An 18,043-nucleotide genomic window follows, 5' to 3' on the forward strand; every position below is an offset into this window, starting at 1 on the left:
AAGTATTCGTGTCCCATTGTATAAATAACTCTGGGACACGTCTATTATAAAAGACCCCCACGTACATAAATACAACAGAAAAGGATAAACTGGCATGGATGCAGACGAGTTGAATACTGAGATCGATCCTCCCATGGAGCCGCCACCACAGCCGCGTATGACCCTGGTTGTTCCAGGTCCATGCGGATATTTAATCTTGCCTTTAATATTGCGCTGGCTTGTATGCTAGGCATGTTAATTGTGGTGATCCTCAACTTCTTCAACCGCAGCGGGCCCTTTGCGCTACTCAGTGGACTCTTCGGGACGCTGCTGTACTGTGCTGTCTCCTTGCCACGGCTTTTATTTGGTCCGCGTTCACTTTTCCAAAGGGATCGACGCTATGCAGGACCGCCTCCGACCACGGATGATGCCCAAACTGTCCCGAGGGAAATGAGGCAGTGGCGCAACGGCGCAAGGCACGTCGGATAGCCATTGGTGGCCTGTTGACCTCTCTTCTCTGCACTATAGTTGTTGGCGTCATCCTCTTCTTGCTCCCCGCCAACCAATCCATTTTCGCTTTTATCGATGCGCTACTCGTCATGGTCCTGATTGCCTCGCTTCTGAGCATGGGCATCTGTATCCTGGTCATCTATCTCGCCTCCAAAAAGCAACCCATCGTGCGCCAGGATGGGAATCGGACCTACATACAATTTTGATATAACAAGCGATTGTTGCATTGGTTTTTTGGTGTTAATTATATTGACATCAATATAATTGTTGTTGTATGCTTTTAATATGACTAACACCAATGAGAATGATGGTGGGCGCCCGCGCAAAAAGCGGGCTTATCGGGGACGGTACAGGCGGAGATCGCGGCGCTCACAGAACAACGTATTATTGACGCCAGTATAGAGCTGTTCGATGAACAGTGGAATGATCAGATTACGCTTGATCAGATCGCTCAGCGGGCCGGGGTTACGGTTCAGACTATTCTGCGCCGCTTCGGTTCAAAGGAGCAGATGGCGCAGCGTGTCAGTCAGGAGGCGTTTCGACGTGCCATGCAGCAGCGTATCGAGCCGCCGGTGGGTGACCTGGCGACGATTGCGCATGGCCTGGTTGTTTACTATGAGGTGGGTGGTGAGCGTATGCTACGTGGAATCGCGCAAGAGGCGCGCCAGCCTCACCTGCACGCGATTATCGATATCGCCCGCGCTTCACATCGGGAATGGTTGGAGCGCGCCTTTGCGCTCCAGCTTAAGCAAAGATCTGAGGATGAGCGTAAACTCCTGCTGGCCCAGCTGTACACCCTCACCGGCGTCCAGGTCTGGTATCAGTTGCGCCATGAGTGTAGCCTGAGCGCGGAAGAGACCGAGCAGGCCCTGTATGGGATGCTGAGCGCGCTCTTGTAGCGTGCTCTTTACGCAAGGAGAGATCAAGGATGGTTACATCAACTGCACCTTCGAACCTGAAGGCCGTTCCTTTTGCACATGAGCATTTTTTGCTTGGCAGTTATCGTGATTTTTTACAGGATCGTACTGACTTTCTGTTGCGCCTGACGCAGCAGGGAGATGTCATAGGTTTTCGTATCGGCCCGGTTCCGATGCTTTTATTCAATAAGCCTGAGCATGCGCAGCATATTCTGGTCGAGCACGCCGAGGATTTTTCAAAGGGTAGATTGATGCGCAGGGCTGTCGGGAACAACGGCCTGTTTGTGAGCGAGGGGGAGTTCTACCGCAGGCAGCGCAAGTTGATGTCGCCTTGCTTTCAGCCGCGCCACATCGCCAGCTACGCCGATACCATCACCAGCTATGCCGAGCATATCATGGGCGAATGGGAAGATGGGGCGGTCATCGATATCAACCATTATATGATCCGCTTCACTATGAGCATTATTGGCAAGGTGCTCTTCGATACTGATTTTCTTAGCGAAACCGACGAGCTGGGGCCGCGATCAACGTTGGCCTGGCTTACGCGGTACGCACGCTTACTTCACCGTTTACGCCGCCATTGAGCGTCCCAACGCCGTACAATCGGCGTGTGCGCCAGGCAACAAAGCTGGTTGAAGCACGCCTGCGCCAGATGATTGCCGAGCGTCGGCGCGATCCAGGTGAGCTCAACGACCTGCTCTCGCATCTCTTACGAGCTCGGGACGACGAGGGGCAGCCGATGAGCGAGCAACAGTTGATCGATGAATGCCTGACCCTCTTTACCGCCGGGCATGAGACGACCGCCGCCGCGCTGGCCTGGACCTGGTATCTGCTCTGCACGCATCCAGAAAGCTATCAGCGGCTCCAACAGGAGCTTGACCAGACGTTGCAGGGACGCCGACCCACTTATGCCGATCTGCCGGGGCTCGCCTATTGTTTGCAGGTCTTCAAAGAGACCATGCGTATCTATCCGCCTGCGCCCGGCATTTTGCGTGAAGCCCTGCACGACACCGTCATCGATGGCTATAAAGTACCCAGGGGATCAACCATTATGATCTCGCCCTACACCTTGCATCGGCGACCAGATACCTTCCCTGAGCCCGAGCAGTTTCAACCCGAGCGCTTCATCCCAGAGCAAGAGAAGCTGCTGCCCCGCTCGGCTTACATCCTTTTAGTGCTGGTCCACGCATCTGCATAGGCAATCACTTCGCCCTGATGGAGGGTCAGCTACTCATCGCGGCCATCGCCCAGCGTTACACCTTCGAACTGGTTCCTGGACAGCGCGTCGAGCCTGACATCGCCCATAATCTCGCCCTGCGCCCGGGTGGCAAAGTAGAGGTCATAGTTCACAAGCGCGCATCCCTATGAATGCCCCTGATATGAAAAAAAGGTAGCGACTCCGCTGACTGTTGGCTCGCCTTCTTATAAAACAGCCCGCGCCGCAGGCGCGACTATACCTTTTTGGATTTTATTTCTTCTATATATGTACGTTATACTTTGCATGAGCTTGTCGGAGCTGCCGACATTTGGCTATGAGGAGCATGTCTAATGCAAGAATCAATAAAATCTCCTTTATCGATTACTATCAATGAAAAGCAAGAGGGACCAATCCATCTTCCGGACGATGGCCGGGAGGTTGCCGTGGCGGTTCAGCGCCTGGTGAAAACGTTTGGCAAGCATGAGGCGGTAAGAGACGTTTCATTCACCATCGGCAAGGGCGAGATCTTTGGCCTGCTGGGCCCCAACGGGGCGGGCAAAAGCACGACGATTAATATGATGTGTGGATACCTCAAACCCACGGCCGGCGATGTGAGCGTCAACGGGCTCTCGCTATCCGGCCATCTGCGCGCGGTGAAGCGCGTCATTGGCGTGGTGCCACAGGAGATCGCCCTCTATAAAGATCTAAATTCTCTGGAAAACCTTGAATTCTTTGGCAAAATCTATGGTCTATCGAAAAAAGAATGTCGGCAGCGCGCCGAACAATTATTACATTTTGTGGGACTTTATGACCGGCGTAAGGATGCTATTGAGACGTTTTCTGGCGGCATGCAGCGCCGCATCAATATCGCGATTGGCCTGATCAATAATCCCGACTTTCTGATGATGGACGAGCCGACCGTCGGCGTCGATCCACAGTCGCGCGAGCACATCTTCGCCACCATCGAGCACATTCGCGAGCAGGGACCACGCTCCTCTCTTAGGTGTAGGTTTTTCAACAGGAGTTGAAAAAGCCCTCTGCGAGCGGCAAGTCAGGCCCCTGAGGCCAGGGCTCAGCGGGCAAGAAGAAGCGTAACGGTTCCTGTAAGCGCCAAATGATACGCGCTGCCAAGCGACACCCCGATTGAAGCAACTCAACTTGCGCCTTTGATGCTGCTTTCGGTCGGGCTTGGCCGTGCGCCGAGCAATATGCGTGGGAGGCAGGCGTTCCAGGCAAGGCGCCTGCTCCTGCACCTCACGCTGGGCTCCCATCCCTACGGTGAGCAGAGTCGCTACCGCCATGGCCAACCAGAGCCGTTCCACCCGTGAAGGGATCTCACACCGACAGCGTTGCCAGTTCCACCCCCTCGTTTCCCATCTTTGAACCCACATTCGATCCAAGGGCGCAGCCCGTACCAGCAAGCTTGGGCCTCTTCGACGGGCAGATCCGTCACCACGAACCAGGGCTCCTCATAGCCTTCATCCAGCGCGCCAGCAAGCGACAGCGCAGCCGAGCATGCCGATCCGAAAAGCACATCACGTCCCACTCCATTGGGTTCCCGCGCTGGGAACGAGCGTTTTGATCTCTCGGAAGTCCCCCACCCGATGACTGCTGGCTGGACGGGCCTTGCTGCCGCTGCGAATACGCAAAAAGGGATGCCACCCACACGCCACGATTTTTTGATACAGCCAGCGAGCGTAGAGCCCTCGATCTGCCATCACCAGGACTTCCCATTGCGCAGGAACGGACCCGCGCAAGCTCTCCAGTAGGTGCAGCCAGTGCGATTTGTGTTCTCCTTTCACTCCAGCTGGCACGATGTGCCAGGCGACCGGGATGGCACAACTACGCAGCACCACGGAGATGGAAAGGATCACGAAACGGTCACTCACGTTGGTAGCGTCGACAACGAGCACCAGACGGTGGCTGCTGGGATCCCAGCAGGATAGGATCCAGGTCAAGAGGGGCGCGAAGCAGGCCGAAACGTCCACCTGCTGCCGATGAGAACCCGTTTGGCACCCGCTTCATTGCGCCATTCCCGCAGGCGTTGAAAGACGGTTGGTTGCGTTTGCCCCAACACTTCTGCCAGGCTGTCGGACACCTGGGTCAAGCCGCAGGTTCCTGCTATGACAATCCCCAGGCTGTAGCAGGCCAGCACCTTGGCTTGGGGCCAACTCAGATGAGGAAAGCGTCTTGCTACTTCTTTGATCCAATGCCATACTGTTTCTGGATACGACATGGTTTTCTCCCTTTCGATCGCCTTTGTTTTTGACGGTGGTCTTATCGTAACAGAAAACCGTGTCCTTTTTCTTGTTCCCTTTCAAAAAACCTACACCTAAGAGACCACGCTCCTCTACACCACACATTATATGGAAGAGGCCGAACGCCTCTGCGATCGCATCGCTATTATGGACGAGGGCCAGATTATCGCCCTGGGTACACTGGAACAACTGCTGGCGCTACGCGATCAGCAGCAGCAGGTGCAGCGCCCCCACGGCTTGCAGGAGCTGTTTATCCAGTTAACCGGCAAAACATTGCGCGATTAGAAGGTGAGAAACATATGAAGACGCTCTGGTATATTGCCCAAAAAGACCTGTTGCAGGTCGTCAAAGATAGAAACGCGCTGATCTTGATGCTCGTGGTTCCACTGGTCTTGATCACGGTGGTTGGTTTTGCCCTGGGCAATCTTTTTGGGGATGGCTCCTCTCAGGTCAAAATTAAAGTAGCTTTAAGCAATCATGATGCCGGGATCGGGCGGACCATCAGCCGCGCGCTCAATGTAAATACAAAGGATCTGCTGATTACGGTCAGTGAGTATCCTGATACTGCGCAGGTTACCGCGCGGGTAAATGCCTCCAATGACGCGGCGGACGTCGGCATCGTCATTCCCACAGGTGCCAGCCAGGCCGTGCTGAACGCCAGTCAGCCCGCCAGCGCAACAAAGGACCTGATCCAGTTCTACACCCTGCCGAATGCTACCAGCGTCTCCGTTACCATTGTGCGCAATATCGTCAATAATGTTGTGCAGGAGCAGCGCATCGCCAATGTCTCCGCGCTCCAGGTTCACCAGGTGTGTAGCCAGCCGGGCAACGTGTGCGCGCCAAAGTCTATCAATGACGCCGCCATCAGCGACGCGGTCGTCAAAGCCAGTCAGACCAGCGACCAGGCTATCGTTTCCCAGACGGTGGGACAGGCCACGAAGGTGAGCCCATTTGATCAGGTGGTGCCTGGATACGCCATCTTCTTCTCGCTCTTTGGCCTGAATGCGGTGGCCGCCACGATCTTGCAGGAGCGGGAAGGTGGCACCTTCCGCCGCTTGCTGATCGCGCCGATCCAGAAATATGCCCTATTGGGCGGCAAGCTGCTGGCCCAATTTTTGCTCACCCTGGCCCAGCTCACCATCCTGTTCGTGGTCGGCTACTTCGTCTTTAAGATGCACATTCCTTCCTGGCCAGCCGTTATCCTGCTCTTGATCGCTACTAGCTTTGCCGCCACTGGATTGGGAATTCTGCTGGTGTCGGTGGTCAAATCGCGCCGCCAGATCAATCCCATTGTTAGTCTGGTGACGCTGATCACCTCGGCCATCGGTGGTTCCTGGTGGCCTCTCTTTACCGAGCCAACCTGGATGCAGCAGCTGGCTAAGGTTGGCATTACCGCCTGGGCCATGGAGGGCCTGAACGGTACCATGCTCTTCGGCAAGAGCTTTTCAGCGGTGCTCCCCGATATCCTGGGACTGCTGGTCTATGGAGCCATCTGCTTCATTATCGCCCTGCGTCTGTTTAGCTTTCAGCCCAAAACCGCCGTCGCCTGATTGATGTTGTAGATTATGCCTCTGTCTGCTCGATGTCGTTCCATTGGTTTGACAGAGGCATCTTTCTCACCAATAACATCGTCCTCATCTCCCTCGAACGAACGCTATCAACTAGATATCTTTATGTCTGGTGATGGGAGGTGTTGGACGTGGACGAAAGTGTTCTCTTGTGCATTCCGCGTGTCCTCAAAAGCGATGGATGTTAGCAGCGTGTTCGGACGTCATGTCGCTGTGATTCCATTCATCTGATAAATTGATCAATTTGTATATTTTTTGGTAAGGTGAGGGGTGTTATAAAGTAGAGTCCCGCGCAGGATCTCGCGGAGAACTCAACCCTGATTGTGTCTATTTCCTGCTGCGCTGTGGAGAAGCAGGCTGAGGAGAGCATACATGATGGTTGAATACGAACAGAGAAAGGTTGCTCCCCTTAATGAAGAAGGCTGTGAAACCTTGTGCCGCCTGGGCTGAAAAGTTGGCTGCCAGCCATCGCCATACTCTTTCTGCACGCGAACAAGCTGAACTGGATGCCCATGTGGCTGGCTGTCCCGCCTGTGCGGCCGTCCAGGCGCAAAACGACGTCCTCGCGCAACGTGTACTTGACTCCATTATGAGTGGCATTCGCCCGGTCCCAAGGGCTGCTTTTGTGGCCGCTGACATGGATGAACCAGGCAGCGAAGCGTTTCCCGTCCCTGTTGGCATAATCCTGAGTCGAAAAGCCATGCAGGCCAGGCGGCAGGCGCGGCGTGCCCGAGCCACTATTTTTAAAGCGCTCGCCTGTGCCACTATCTTGCTCTGTGTGCTTGTGGCTTCGCTGGTCATCTCTCATCCCGTTAGCCCGCCCGCCATTGTAGTCACCCGGCCTACGCCGCTACCCGCGGCACCCGGCTCCATTCCTGCTGCTGGTTTTAACGTGGTAGGCAAACCCACCATCAGCGCCCAACAGATCAATGCCATCCTGACCTACTACCACTCGCCCGCCGCCGGCAAGGGACAGGCCCTCTACGATCTCGGGGTCCAGTATCAAATTGATCCCGTGGTGGCCCTGGCCTTCTTCCATCATGAAAGCACTTTTGGTCGGTTTGGCGAGGCCAACTATACGCACTCGCTGGGCAACCTGCGCTGCATACCAGATTATCCCTGTGTAGATAAAAAGAGGGGTGGCTACGCCCATTTTGCGAACTGGGAAGAGGGTTTTGCGGCCTGGTATAAGCTGATCCATGATTATTATGTGGTTCGCAATAAACTAACCACGGTCAACCAGATCATTGCGGTGTATGCGCCCGTCAAGAATCAGCAGGACCAGGCACACAGGAACTATGTCACATTCATTAACCGCGACATCGCGCTCTGGCGCAGCGGGAAGATCCATTCCTAGCCGCCGATACATAATGGTTCCGGAACCAGAATGTGAGTGTCCCTACCTGGGCTGTGGTGTCAGGGCGCGTAGTTTGTCGGGATTGAGGATGGTGTAGACGCGCTGGATGCGTGTGCCAAGCACTTCAAGGAGGATCACGCCGTATGGGCGGTTGTCGTGGTAGCCAACGATGGCCGGTTGACCGTTGATCTCCTCGATACGAGCTTGCACGCCAGCGGGCATAAAGCGCAGGCCACCCAGCATGCCGCGCGCCACTTTGTCGGCGCCGCTAACCGGCTTGAGTCCAGCGCGCACCTTGCCCCCTCCATCCCCGGTAAAGACGACGTCTTCCGCGAGCAGGTTCAGCAGTCCCTGCATGTCGCCATTGAGGCTGGCGCTCAGGAACTGGCTGGTCAGGCGTTCCTGTTGTTCTTGCGAGACCGCGAAGCGGGCGCGGTCCTGCTCTAGATGCTGGTGGGCCCGGCGCAACACCTGGCGGCAGTTGGCCTCGCTTTTATCTACCATCGCTGCGATCTCCGCATACTCATAATCGAAGACGTCGCGCAGCAAGAGGACCGCTCGTTCCAGTGGACCCAGTTTCTGCAGCATGATCAGGAAGGCATAGGAGAGCGATTCGTCCAGCAGCGCGCCCTGGCCCAGGTCGGGATATTGTTCCAGGTGCAAGGGTTCGGGTAGCCAGGGCCCGACGTAGACTTCACGTTGGACCCTGGCCGAGCGCTCCTGGTCGATGCAGAGCCGCACCACCACCGTTGAGAGATAGGCCTTAGGCGATTGTACCGTTTCCTGGCTCGTCTGCATCCAGCGTACAAAGGCCTCCTGCACCATATCTTCGGCATCGGTGGCGCTACCCAGCATGCGATAGGCGATTGAGAACAGCAATAAACGATATTGATTAAATGTCTGCTCGATATTGTCGTGAACGTTCAATTGCGCATCCCTATAGACTTATGTGCCACCTTATTGTAACACACTTATTGCTTCGATCCTTGTGTTCAGGCGACCCTCCTGTAGTAGCAGCCGGGCCGCCTGGCGTGCGCTGCCCAGGCTGGCATCCGCCAGAAAACCTGCCCCGATCCAATCACCGGCCAGCAACAGATTGTGGATACCGGGTACCTGTGGTCCGGGGCGTCCCGCGTAGCCGCCGCTGGCCACGGTCGGCAGCATACCAACCGCCTGTATATGGGGCAGGAAGACGCGTTTGAGCACCAGCTCGCGCCAGCCCGGCTGAGCGCTATCCAGTAACCTTTCTAGCGCGCGCTCATCCTCCTGTGGCTCACTGGGACGAGTCGGGTCCAGCAGCTTGAAGGTATGGATGACGGCCCCGCCCTCCGGTGCGATCCTGGCATAGAGCGACTGCGACGTCATGAAGTGCGGTCCCGCTGTATCCTGAACAATTGGATGGGTTGGGTCGGGCAGGCGGCTCAGGGCCAGATCCAGGCAGGCCACAGGGGCTGGCAGCAGGTCCTGTACAATCTGTTGCAGGGGCGCGTAGGACCCGTCTTCGACCAGCTTGAGTGCCTCCTGGGGCGTGGTCGCGATAATCACCGCTTTTGCCTGTACGCGCTGGCCGTTGGCAAGCTGAATACCCTGCACCTGGCCCGCAGTGTATTCCACGGCCTCAACCCGACAATTGTTGATAAGCTGTGCCCCCGCTCGCACGGCTGCCTGGCGCAACCCCTCCACCAGCGTCTGCCAGCCCCCATCAATATACAGGATTGGATGTTTGAGTGAGAGCTGTAGCTTATAGGCCAGCACCTCCGCGCTTACCAGGTCCAGCGCCGAACTATACACATTGGTACAGGCAAACATCGTCAAGAATTCCCGTACCCGTGGGCGTTTGATCGTTTCGTGTAGCCACGAATTAACACTCACGCGGGCCAGCTCCTCAGTTTTCAAGGTAGGCAGCTTGCTAAAAAAGCGCCCCAGTTCCAGCTTATCCCTGAAGCTCAGCAGGCTTGTCTGCAACAGCGATCCCACGCTGGCTGGGAACACATGCAGCTTCCCCTGGCGCAACACATACAGACTCCCGGGTTTATGGCCATTATAAGGGATCGCCAGTTCTTGCAACACCTCTTCCGCAGCTCCACCTGTATAGAGCGCATGGGCCCCGCGATTCAACAGGAAACCATCGTAGTTTGTGGTGGAGGCGCGCCCACCCAGTCCCGTTGATTTCTCGTATAGCCTGACAGAAGCACCAGACCGGGCCAGATAGCAGGCCGCGCTCAGACCCGCCAGGCCGCCGCCAACAATCAAAACATCTGCTTGCTGCAATTTAGCTGTATCCATCGTGCAAATCCTTCTTTCATTTGCTAAGCAAGAAATTTATCGCAAACTAGACGGAAAGGCAGCGCTGTTTGTGACAGCATGTCGTTGATTGGCGGCTAACTTTCATACAAATTGGATCAGGACCTGCCATCCATCGAAGGCAACGATAACAACGATCTGTGCGTGTGGTTCTTTTTCACCGCTTAATCTTTCCATGCTCGAAAAATTAACAATAACAACGAATTGTATAGGTTCGGGGCTTGCCCCGATTTGCCGCCCCGGTAGGGTGGCCCGGTATCCCAGCAATGAGGTGCCTCCGTGGCATAACCCTTTCCTTTACGCGGTGCCCAAACACGGACGCTGCTTTTGGGCACCGCGTAGGCCGAGGTCTCAGTGACGAGGGGCCGAGCGGCGATGATACCGGGCCACCCTACCGGGGCGGCAAATCGGGGGCAAGCCCCGAACCTATACAATTCGTTGTTATTGTTGCATAGGATATTGTTTTGATTTAAAATAGAATTTATCGGGTAATAACATCGACCCGGCTCCTTGAAAGGAGCCGGGTCTTTATTCACCGCTGGTGGTTAGAGGTGTATCGAGGCTACATTGACGCTCTGGGCTGCATCCGTACCGGTCCAGCACAGGTAGGCGCCGTTGAACAGGGTTGGCGTATAGGGGGTAGTTTGGGTGGTGTATACAGGGTTGTGAATAAAGGAACTGCTTTCGTAGAGGCCCAGGCGGATATGGGCGTCACTGCCGGTGCGCCAGGCAATCCTGGCGTATGGCTCTGGCACACCTGCTTGCGCCACGCCAACTGGAAGCTGGCTTGTCGAGGCGAGGGTGACCAGAGGGTTCAGGTTCATTGGATTCTGCGGATCATAGCGCCCAACTACAATATTAGAGTTGACGTTCATCTCTTCCCAGAATACCAGCATGTACATATTTGCACTGACCAACGACGGGCTGGTCTTGAGCGCAGCAATGTAGGTAATCTTTGAGCCGAAGGTGCTACCATCGACCGAAGACATGAGGTTCAGGCGTCCGTCGGTGCCTCTCCAACTCAGGTACAGGCGACCATTAAAGCCGGTCAGCGCGGGCGCATTGGTTGAGTGCTCATCCAGCGTCACTTTGTTGGCTAGAACAGAGGGGTTGGCCATGTTATAGCGACCAACATTGAGTCGATGGTCTGTTCCCAGCCAGGCAACGTACAGATTGTTATAAAAATTACTCAAGCTGGGTCCCGCACCCACGATGGTGGTATCGGTCAGTACCTGGGCCGCACTAAAGCTGCTTGTGGATGGATTGTAGGCCATCAGGTTCAAGTTATGAGCCCCATTCCTGCCCGTCCAGCCGATATATAACACGCCATTAAATTCTTCCATCACGGGGGCAGAGTCAGCACGTTGGCTGGAAACCGCCGCCGGTAGAAGTGGAGCAGAAGGGCTAGCATGCCCTGTGCTCGTTGTAACGAAGCCAAGAGACAAGAGTGCAAGTAGAAGCGGCAATGCAACTCTGCACCCTAACCAGGTAGCGCGTTTTGCTATGCTTTTCGCATCAACAATGTTGCTCCACATAGCAAACCTCCTTTTTTAACTATGGGCGATAAAACATTTTCCCTACTATAAAGATAAACTCCAGAGGTCACAGATATATCTCATCCATTTTCTGCTATATCTCACCCGTATCACATGTCACCCGCGTTGTCAGACCGGGAAGGTGAACTGGGCTTTCTCGGCCACCAGCACTGAGCTATCGCGCTGGTAGGTGTGCAGGCGTTGGATGTATTCGTCGCTCCAGCCTTTGGCCTGTCTGGCCTGGGCAAGCAGGGCAGCCAGCGCAAGGCGGCGCAGGCGTTCATCGGCCTGATTAGCCAGGGCCGCCTCCAGCTCGGCGAGGTTGGCATCAGGGCGGCGGCTTAGCTGGTTAACCAGGCTTTCGGCGCTGACCAGGGCGTCGGCATGCAGCTCGGGAGCCAGCGCGATCAAGCTCTGAATTACCTCGGGCCAGGGAAAGCTCCAGCACAGGATTTTGAGGCGCAGGGAAATGGTCAGCGGGTCCCGGGCCAGCACGGCCTGGATGGCTTGTGCTGTTGGTAGCTGGTGTTTGCGATTGTAGTAGAGCCTGGATACAAAGGACTCGATGATGTTGTGTAAGGCATGGCGGTTATTGAGCAGCCGGCGTACGGCGTTGCCTACCAGGGCAATGTCGTTGCCGGTATAGATGGCAAAGATCGCGTTGGCCGCCGTCGTGCTCTCATCGGGTAGCTCTGACTGCATCATCTGGAGCAGGCGAGCATGCAGGGTGTGTTCAGGGTCGCGGAAAGGATAGGAGGCGCAGCGTCTCAAGGTAGCGATGCGCACCTCTGGATCAGGATGGGCTAGCAAGATGGTGAAGAGATTGGTGAGCCGCCGCTGGGTAGTGAGCGACATGCCATTGACCGGAATATTGATCACGCCAAGGGCCTGGGCGCTTTCAGGTGCTTGTGCCGCCTGTGTCAGTATTTCCCAGGTCTCGGCCCGTTCCAGGTACGGCCATAGCGCACGCAGCAAGGCCACCCTGACATCCCGGTGTAGCTCGCGCTGTGCCAGCAACAGTAGTTCCTGGTAAGCCTCCTCTGACGCGAGATCCCCGATCAGGCGCACGATCTCCTTGCCTACCGTTACCTGATTGAGCGGCATGGCGCGCAAGCGGGCCAGCGCCTCTTGCGGGGGCATGGCGAGCAGGATGCGGCGCAAGACGTAGATGGCTACGCGGGCACGCTCGTCGTTCAGGGCCTCAAACAGGACCGGCACACCCTGGCCGGCATCGAGCTTGCCGAGGGCGCGCAGGGCTGTATCGCGAACCTGGGGGCGTGGATCGCTGGCAAATTGGATCACGAATGTTGGATCAATGGCCGGCATCGCAGCCAGGCACCTGATGGTATTTTGCTGCACCGGTGTTGATTGGGCATCATCGCTGGCCAGCTTTAATAGCGTATGGGCAAAGATATCTTGCTGCTCTGGTGTCCAGCGATAGAAGCCATCATGCAGGTTAAGCACGATATGGACCTGTCCCGTGGTGAATTTGCCCTTGTAGGTTCTCTGACCCAGGTAGGATGTCAGCAGGTCCTGGCGGTGACGGTGTAGGCAGTTATAGACCGCCGGGATAATCACATAGCTCTCATCGCGCGCCAGCAATGTAGGAACTAATTCTAGCAGCCGCTCATGCCGGTGCAGCTCAAATAGATGTGTGATCGTGCTTGCTACGTTCAGGCTCTGCGTTTGCTCAAGCAGGGTCGTCAGGATAGCTACCAGCTCGTCAAAGACGCGCAGGCGGCGCCCAAAGATCAGGCCCAGAGTCAGCAGGTGTTGCTCCTTTTCACGTTCCTGCCAGGCCTGTAGCAGTGGCAGGAGCGCGGGCGCGATATGATGCATATCCTCATCAGAAATGATATGGTCAAGCTGATAACCAGTGACCAGACCGCGTTCACGGTAGACGATGGCCAGTTGCGCGGCACACCATGCGGGATAGTATGGAAGCAGGTATATAACCATTTTCCCAATGGCACGGGCTGTCGCTGTTGAAAGGTCCGCGGCATCCAGGGCATCGCGGATAATCTGGGCCAGCTCGGGTAGATGCTCCTCGCGCCAGCGCCCATAAGGTAGTTCGGCCAGCGCTGTCAACATCGCCAGGCGCACCGGATCTTGCTCATAGCGGCGCTTGCGTATCAGCTGCAGCGCATCTGGCAGATAGGCTGCCTGATAGCGTGTGGCCGCGAGCAGCGTTTGCAGTGCCAGGGCACGCAGCTCGGCCTCGTTGGAGCGTAGCGCGCTATCCAGTAGCGCCCGTGCCTCATCCCAGGGCAGAAAGGCCGTGTAGCGCAGGCGTACCTGCGGACGCGTCGCCAGGGCTGGCAACTCCAGATGGCGGCGCGCCTCCTGCATACGCTGCTCGGCAGGCAGTAGCTCCACAATTTCATAGCGCAGGATACCTTCATTGTTGCGCCAGCCACGCTCACTGACCCTATAAATGGCCAGTCGCTGTGACGGAGCAAGCCGTTTGAGGCTGCGATTGTTGAGCAGTAGCGAGCGGTGCGTAACCAGCGCCACCAGCCTCTCGGTATCCAACTTGTGGGCCACCGCATTAAAATTGGCTGGGACCATCTCATCGGCGGCCAGGACCAGGTCAGCCATCTCGCGTGGACGCTTCTGTAGCAGGGTCGCTATATTGAGTTGTCCCAGGGGCGTGTGTTTGATAGTCGTACGCACCAGTTCCAGGGCCAGATCGGGTGCAACTGCGCTCAGCGTGGGCAGCACCATATTGACCTGGTGTACGAATGGCATGTCCCGCGCTGTAAGCCGGGCGCTTTGTCGCCGTAAGTATGTAACGGCCAGCCGACCAACCTCAACCATCCGATACATCCGGCCCGCATGCGTCATCGTCGCGCATTCCTGAAGTAATAGCTCAGGTGTCATAAGTGATCTTCTCCGTCACATAATTGCTCACATATTTATATGTATGAGTTTATCTATTTTAACTATAATAGTTGGGAATGCATGACCTGTCAATGAACATTATTTCATGGGAGGAGTGTGTTTGCCGGGCGGCCGCGGCCGCCCGGCAAACACACTCCTCCCTCCCAACCCGGCGCCGCAGGCGCCAAAGAGGAGAATAAAAAAGCCCTGTGTCATTGAGGGCGCGCTTGAATCTTCTTGAATTTCTCTGCTATACTCTTGGAGAGTACCTCTACATTTAAAAAAGGAACTGAGAATATGGCCTATACTCTGGACTTTGAAAAACCGCTGGCGGATCTGGATCGGCAGATTCAAGCATTGCAGAAAAAGGGCGAACGCCTGAAGCCTGAGGAGTCTAAGAACCTGGACTCGCTGAAGCAGCGGCTGCAGCAGACGACGAAAGAGATTTATGAGCACCTGACACCCTGGCAGACGGTCCAGGTGGCGCGCCATCCTGGTCGTCCACATTCTATCGATTATGTAAAATTGATCTGTGACGATTTTTTTGAGTTGCGTGGTGACCGAGCTTATGGTGAAAACGCCTCGATCTTCGGTGGTCCAGCACAGCTGGGCGATAAGACCGTGATGTTCCTCTGTCAGGAGAAGGGGCGCGAGATGAAGGAGCGGCGCGACCGGAACGCCGGCCAGCCCCATCCCGAAGGCTTTCGTAAGGCGCACCGCTTGATGGAGCAGGCCGAGAAATTTAAGCTGCCACTGGTCTGCCTGGTCGATACTCCGGGAGCCTCGATTGCCCTGGACGACGAGGAGCGCGGCCAGTCCCAGGCGATCGCCGCTAACCTGTATTTAATGGCCCAGTTACGTGTACCGATCATTGCCGTCGTCATCGGAGAAGGTGGTAGTGGTGGCGCCCTCGCCCTCAGTATCGGCGATCGTATCTTGATGCTTGAGAATAGCTACTACTCCGTTGCCTCGCCCGAGTCCGCGGCCACCATCTTGCTGCGCGACGCCAAGCACGCCGCCACCATGGCCGAAGCCATGCAGGTCAGTGCCCGCCAGCTCAAAAAGCTTGGCATCATCGACGAACTGATTCGCGAGCCCCTGGGGGGTGCCCACCAGAACTATGAAGAGGCGGCCAAAATCCTCAAAGAAGCGCTGCTCAGCAACCTCACCGAGCTCCAAAAGCACACGACCGACGAGCTACTCACCCAACGCTACCAGAAATATCGTAGCATCGGCCCCGTCGGCACCTACACCGAATAATAACCGGTATAAGCGGCCCTCGCGACCGCTTATACCCTTCTCGCCCGCAGCCAGTAAGCTAAGGTCGTTCGCTGTGGGCCGCCCCGGACGGCATGTTGTGGCGCAGGTGCTGGGGTAGATTGAGCACCGCGATGCCCGGTCGGAAGAGAAGGGACGACTTCAGGCGCAGCGCGGTCTGGTTGTGCAGCAGAGATTCCCACCAGTGTGATACGACGAACTCGGGCAGGATGACGGTCAGGATATCCTCGGGATGGCGCTGGTGCATGACGTCGATATAGGCGAGCAGCGGTCGCACCAGCGAGCGGAAGGGCGAGGCAATAATCAGCAGGTGTATCCCCTCTTCTTCGGGGATATGCTTCTGCCAGCGCTCCCAGTCGGCCCGCAACTGGTTCGTGTGCTCTTCGTCGGTATCCACATGCACGGCGGTGACGTGGTTGGCGATCGAGCGCGCGTAGGCCAGACTCTGGATAGTCGCGCGATCCAGGCGATCAATCGGCACAATGACGCGGTGATGAATATCCTGAGGTCGCAACGGCAGATCAAAGGTGCGCTCCTGTTCCACCAGGTGGTAGTGGTGTGAAATGCTCTGGAAGAGCCAGACCATCACAGGAATCAGGATCACCACGATCCAGGCCCCCTCCAGGAACTTCATGGTGGCCACCACCAGGGCGACTATGGCCGTGGTCAGGGCGCCGGTCCCGTTGATGATCATGCTGCGCAGCCAGCCTTTTTGAGAGGCGCGTAGCCGCCACCAGTGGATGACCATGCCCGATTGTGAGAGCGTAAAGGCGATAAAGACACCCACGGCGAACAGGTTGATCAAGGAGTTGGTGTCGCCTTTGAAGACGACCAGCAGCAGTGCCGAAAGCGCGGCCAGCGCGATGATGCCAGAGCTAAAGGCCAGGCGATCGCCACGGAATGAGAACATAGAGGGCAAGAACTTATCGCGTGCCAGCAGCGAGGCCAGCCGGGGAAAATCGGCATAACTGGTCTCCGCCGAGAGCGTCAGGATACCCAGGACAGACAACTGAAAGATCGGGAACAGGAAGACCAGAGGACCCGTGAAGACGTCGCTGGCGATCTTGGCGATGACCGTCGGGTTGCCCGAGGGTTCGGCCTGTACCGCATAGGTCATGGTCAGCAGCGTAATACCCAGGAACAGCGTGCCCAGAATACAGGCCATCCAGGTCAGCGTAATTGAAGCATTGCGCGTCTCCGGCTTGCGGAAGATCGGGATACCATTGGAGATGGCCTCAACGCCGGTCATGGCTGAACAGCCAGTGGCAAATGAGCGCAGCAATACAAAGATCGTCAGCGGCTCAATCGCCTGGACGGTCGGCACAAAGTGTCCGATCAAAGGCTGATGGTTAAAGACATAGGCCTTCGTCAGGCCCACGCCGATCAGCAGTAATGCACTGACAATAAAGAAGTAGGTTGGCAGGGCAAAGATGGTACCGGATTCGCGCACGCCGCGTAAGTTGAGCACCGTCATCACCACGACCAGTGCCAGGTCCATCAAAATGACATAAGGTTGCAGGGAGGGGAAGAGCGAGACGACATTATGCACGCCAGCGGCGACACAGACCGCGACATTCAACACATAATCGATCATCAGCGCGGCGGCTGCGACCAGGCCTGGAATCGTGCCCAGGTTTTCGCGTGCCACAATATAGGAGCCACCGCCATTGGGATAAGCAGGAATGGTCTGGCGATAGGATAGCGTAACTATGACCAGCAACGCCAGGATAACCAGGCTGATCGGCAGCGTCCAGACCAGCGCGGCCGAGCCAGCGGCCACCAGATTGATCAAGATCGCCTCGGTGGCGAATGCAACCGACGAAATAGCGTCCGAGGAGAGCACCGCCAGGGCCTTAAATTTGGTCAGGCGCTCCTGATCGGCGCGCGCCGTAGCGATCGGCACACCGATCAACGCCCGCTTCAGCCAGTACGTCGCCTGCTGTATACGCCCCTGCGGAATCTCGGCCGACTCAGTCGCTTCCAGCGTACCTTCCCGCAAACGATGAAATGGCTGTCTGGCAGGTAGCACCATGCGCACCCGGTTATCGCCCAACCGACTACCCGGACGCTCCTCCATTGGACCGAGCAAAATAACATCGAAATCATCTGCCGTCGCTGGCCCGGTCTGCTGGCCTGGTTCTCGCTCAGGCTTATCTTCAGATGCGTGGAGCGGATTCATCCGTTCACTCCCTCCTGAAACCAATCTGTTATTTATCTCTATTATCAAAAACGCTCACAACCACCCTATTATATATATCA

General features: G+C 56.4%; 16 protein-coding genes and 2 pseudogenes. 11 read left to right on the top strand and 7 right to left on the bottom strand.

What is annotated here, in order from left to right; genetic code table 11:
- The first annotated feature begins 94 nt into the window (after nucleotides 1-94).
- The 7 genes and pseudogenes from EL645_RS44500 to EL645_RS24225 all read left to right on the top strand — a co-directional run bounded on the left by EL645_RS44500 (nucleotide 95) and on the right by EL645_RS24225 (nucleotide 3,632).
- Nucleotides 95-229, top strand: a complete 135-nt coding sequence (locus EL645_RS44500) for a hypothetical protein (RefSeq protein ID WP_281276360.1) — start codon at nucleotides 95-97, stop codon at nucleotides 227-229.
- Nucleotides 230-437: 208 nt separating this feature from the next.
- Nucleotides 438-695 carry a hypothetical protein gene (locus tag EL645_RS24200; RefSeq protein WP_126552994.1) on the top strand — a complete coding sequence of 86 codons (258 nt, stop codon included), beginning with the start codon at nucleotides 438-440 and terminating at the stop codon, nucleotides 693-695.
- Between the two features lie 180 nt (nucleotides 696-875).
- A pseudogene (locus EL645_RS45700) lies at nucleotides 876-998 on the top strand (helix-turn-helix domain-containing protein); the annotation flags it as partial.
- The gene (locus tag EL645_RS24205) at nucleotides 999-1,388 is read left to right on the top strand and encodes a hypothetical protein (RefSeq protein WP_246035456.1); all 390 of its coding nucleotides are present in this window, start codon (nucleotides 999-1,001) and stop codon (nucleotides 1,386-1,388) included.
- Between the two features lie 29 nt (nucleotides 1,389-1,417).
- Complete coding sequence (locus EL645_RS44505) at nucleotides 1,418-1,990, top strand: cytochrome P450 (protein WP_126552996.1); 573 nt, start codon at nucleotides 1,418-1,420, stop codon at nucleotides 1,988-1,990.
- A 26-nt stretch (nucleotides 1,991-2,016) separates the two neighbouring features.
- Nucleotides 2,017-2,774 (top strand): annotated as a pseudogene (locus EL645_RS44510) (cytochrome P450).
- 180 nt (nucleotides 2,775-2,954) lie between these two features.
- Nucleotides 2,955-3,632: an ABC transporter ATP-binding protein gene (locus tag EL645_RS24225; RefSeq protein WP_126553002.1), complete on the top strand. Its 678-nt coding sequence runs from the start codon at nucleotides 2,955-2,957 to the stop codon at nucleotides 3,630-3,632.
- A gap of 507 nt (nucleotides 3,633-4,139) precedes the next feature.
- Here EL645_RS24225 and EL645_RS24230 read toward each other — a convergent pair.
- Nucleotides 4,140-4,517, bottom strand: a complete 378-nt coding sequence (locus EL645_RS24230; RefSeq protein WP_136625279.1) for a hypothetical protein — start codon at nucleotides 4,515-4,517, stop codon at nucleotides 4,140-4,142.
- A gap of 41 nt (nucleotides 4,518-4,558) precedes the next feature.
- Nucleotides 4,559-4,840 (bottom strand): hypothetical protein, encoded by a 282-nt coding sequence (locus EL645_RS24235; protein ID WP_126553006.1) that lies wholly within the window; start codon nucleotides 4,838-4,840, stop codon nucleotides 4,559-4,561.
- Between the two features lie 130 nt (nucleotides 4,841-4,970).
- Here EL645_RS24235 and EL645_RS24240 point away from each other — a divergent pair, with 130 nt between their 5' ends.
- The 3 genes from EL645_RS24240 to EL645_RS24250 all read left to right on the top strand — a co-directional run bounded on the left by EL645_RS24240 (nucleotide 4,971) and on the right by EL645_RS24250 (nucleotide 7,787).
- Entirely contained in the window at nucleotides 4,971-5,147 is a 177-nt protein-coding gene (locus EL645_RS24240; protein ID WP_246035457.1) for a hypothetical protein, read from the top strand.
- A 14-nt stretch (nucleotides 5,148-5,161) separates the two neighbouring features.
- Nucleotides 5,162-6,412, top strand: coding sequence for an ABC transporter permease (locus EL645_RS24245; RefSeq protein WP_126553008.1), 1,251 nt, complete (start codon nucleotides 5,162-5,164; stop codon nucleotides 6,410-6,412).
- Between the two features lie 430 nt (nucleotides 6,413-6,842).
- Complete coding sequence (locus EL645_RS24250) at nucleotides 6,843-7,787, top strand: zf-HC2 domain-containing protein (protein WP_126553010.1); 945 nt, start codon at nucleotides 6,843-6,845, stop codon at nucleotides 7,785-7,787.
- 42 nt (nucleotides 7,788-7,829) lie between these two features.
- Here EL645_RS24250 and EL645_RS24255 read toward each other — a convergent pair whose 3' ends face one another.
- The 4 genes from EL645_RS24255 to EL645_RS24270 all read right to left on the bottom strand — a co-directional run bounded on the left by EL645_RS24255 (nucleotide 7,830) and on the right by EL645_RS24270 (nucleotide 14,506).
- Nucleotides 7,830-8,714: an RNA polymerase sigma-70 factor gene (locus tag EL645_RS24255; protein WP_126553012.1), complete on the bottom strand. Its 885-nt coding sequence runs from the start codon at nucleotides 8,712-8,714 to the stop codon at nucleotides 7,830-7,832.
- 30 nt (nucleotides 8,715-8,744) lie between these two features.
- Nucleotides 8,745-10,073 (bottom strand): phytoene desaturase family protein, encoded by a 1,329-nt coding sequence (locus tag EL645_RS24260; protein WP_126553014.1) that lies wholly within the window; start codon nucleotides 10,071-10,073, stop codon nucleotides 8,745-8,747.
- Nucleotides 10,074-10,636: 563 nt separating this feature from the next.
- Entirely contained in the window at nucleotides 10,637-11,626 is a 990-nt protein-coding gene (locus EL645_RS24265) for a hypothetical protein (protein ID WP_126553016.1), read from the bottom strand.
- Nucleotides 11,627-11,755: 129 nt separating this feature from the next.
- Entirely contained in the window at nucleotides 11,756-14,506 is a 2,751-nt protein-coding gene (locus EL645_RS24270; protein WP_126553018.1) for a HEAT repeat domain-containing protein, read from the bottom strand.
- Nucleotides 14,507-14,803: 297 nt separating this feature from the next.
- On the opposite strand from EL645_RS24270, the gene EL645_RS24275 reads away from it, so the two are divergent.
- A complete protein-coding gene (locus tag EL645_RS24275; RefSeq protein WP_126553020.1) occupies nucleotides 14,804-15,766 on the top strand; it encodes an acetyl-CoA carboxylase carboxyltransferase subunit alpha in 963 nt (320 codons plus the stop codon).
- A gap of 58 nt (nucleotides 15,767-15,824) precedes the next feature.
- Here EL645_RS24275 and EL645_RS24280 read toward each other — a convergent pair whose 3' ends face one another.
- The gene (locus tag EL645_RS24280) at nucleotides 15,825-17,963 is read right to left on the bottom strand and encodes an APC family permease (protein WP_246035458.1); all 2,139 of its coding nucleotides are present in this window, start codon (nucleotides 17,961-17,963) and stop codon (nucleotides 15,825-15,827) included.
- Nucleotides 17,964-18,043: the final 80 nt, after the last annotated feature.

This window comes from Dictyobacter kobayashii, from assembly GCF_003967555.1.
In the GTDB taxonomy this organism is placed as follows: Bacteria; Chloroflexota; Ktedonobacteria; order Ktedonobacterales; family Ktedonobacteraceae; genus Dictyobacter; species Dictyobacter kobayashii.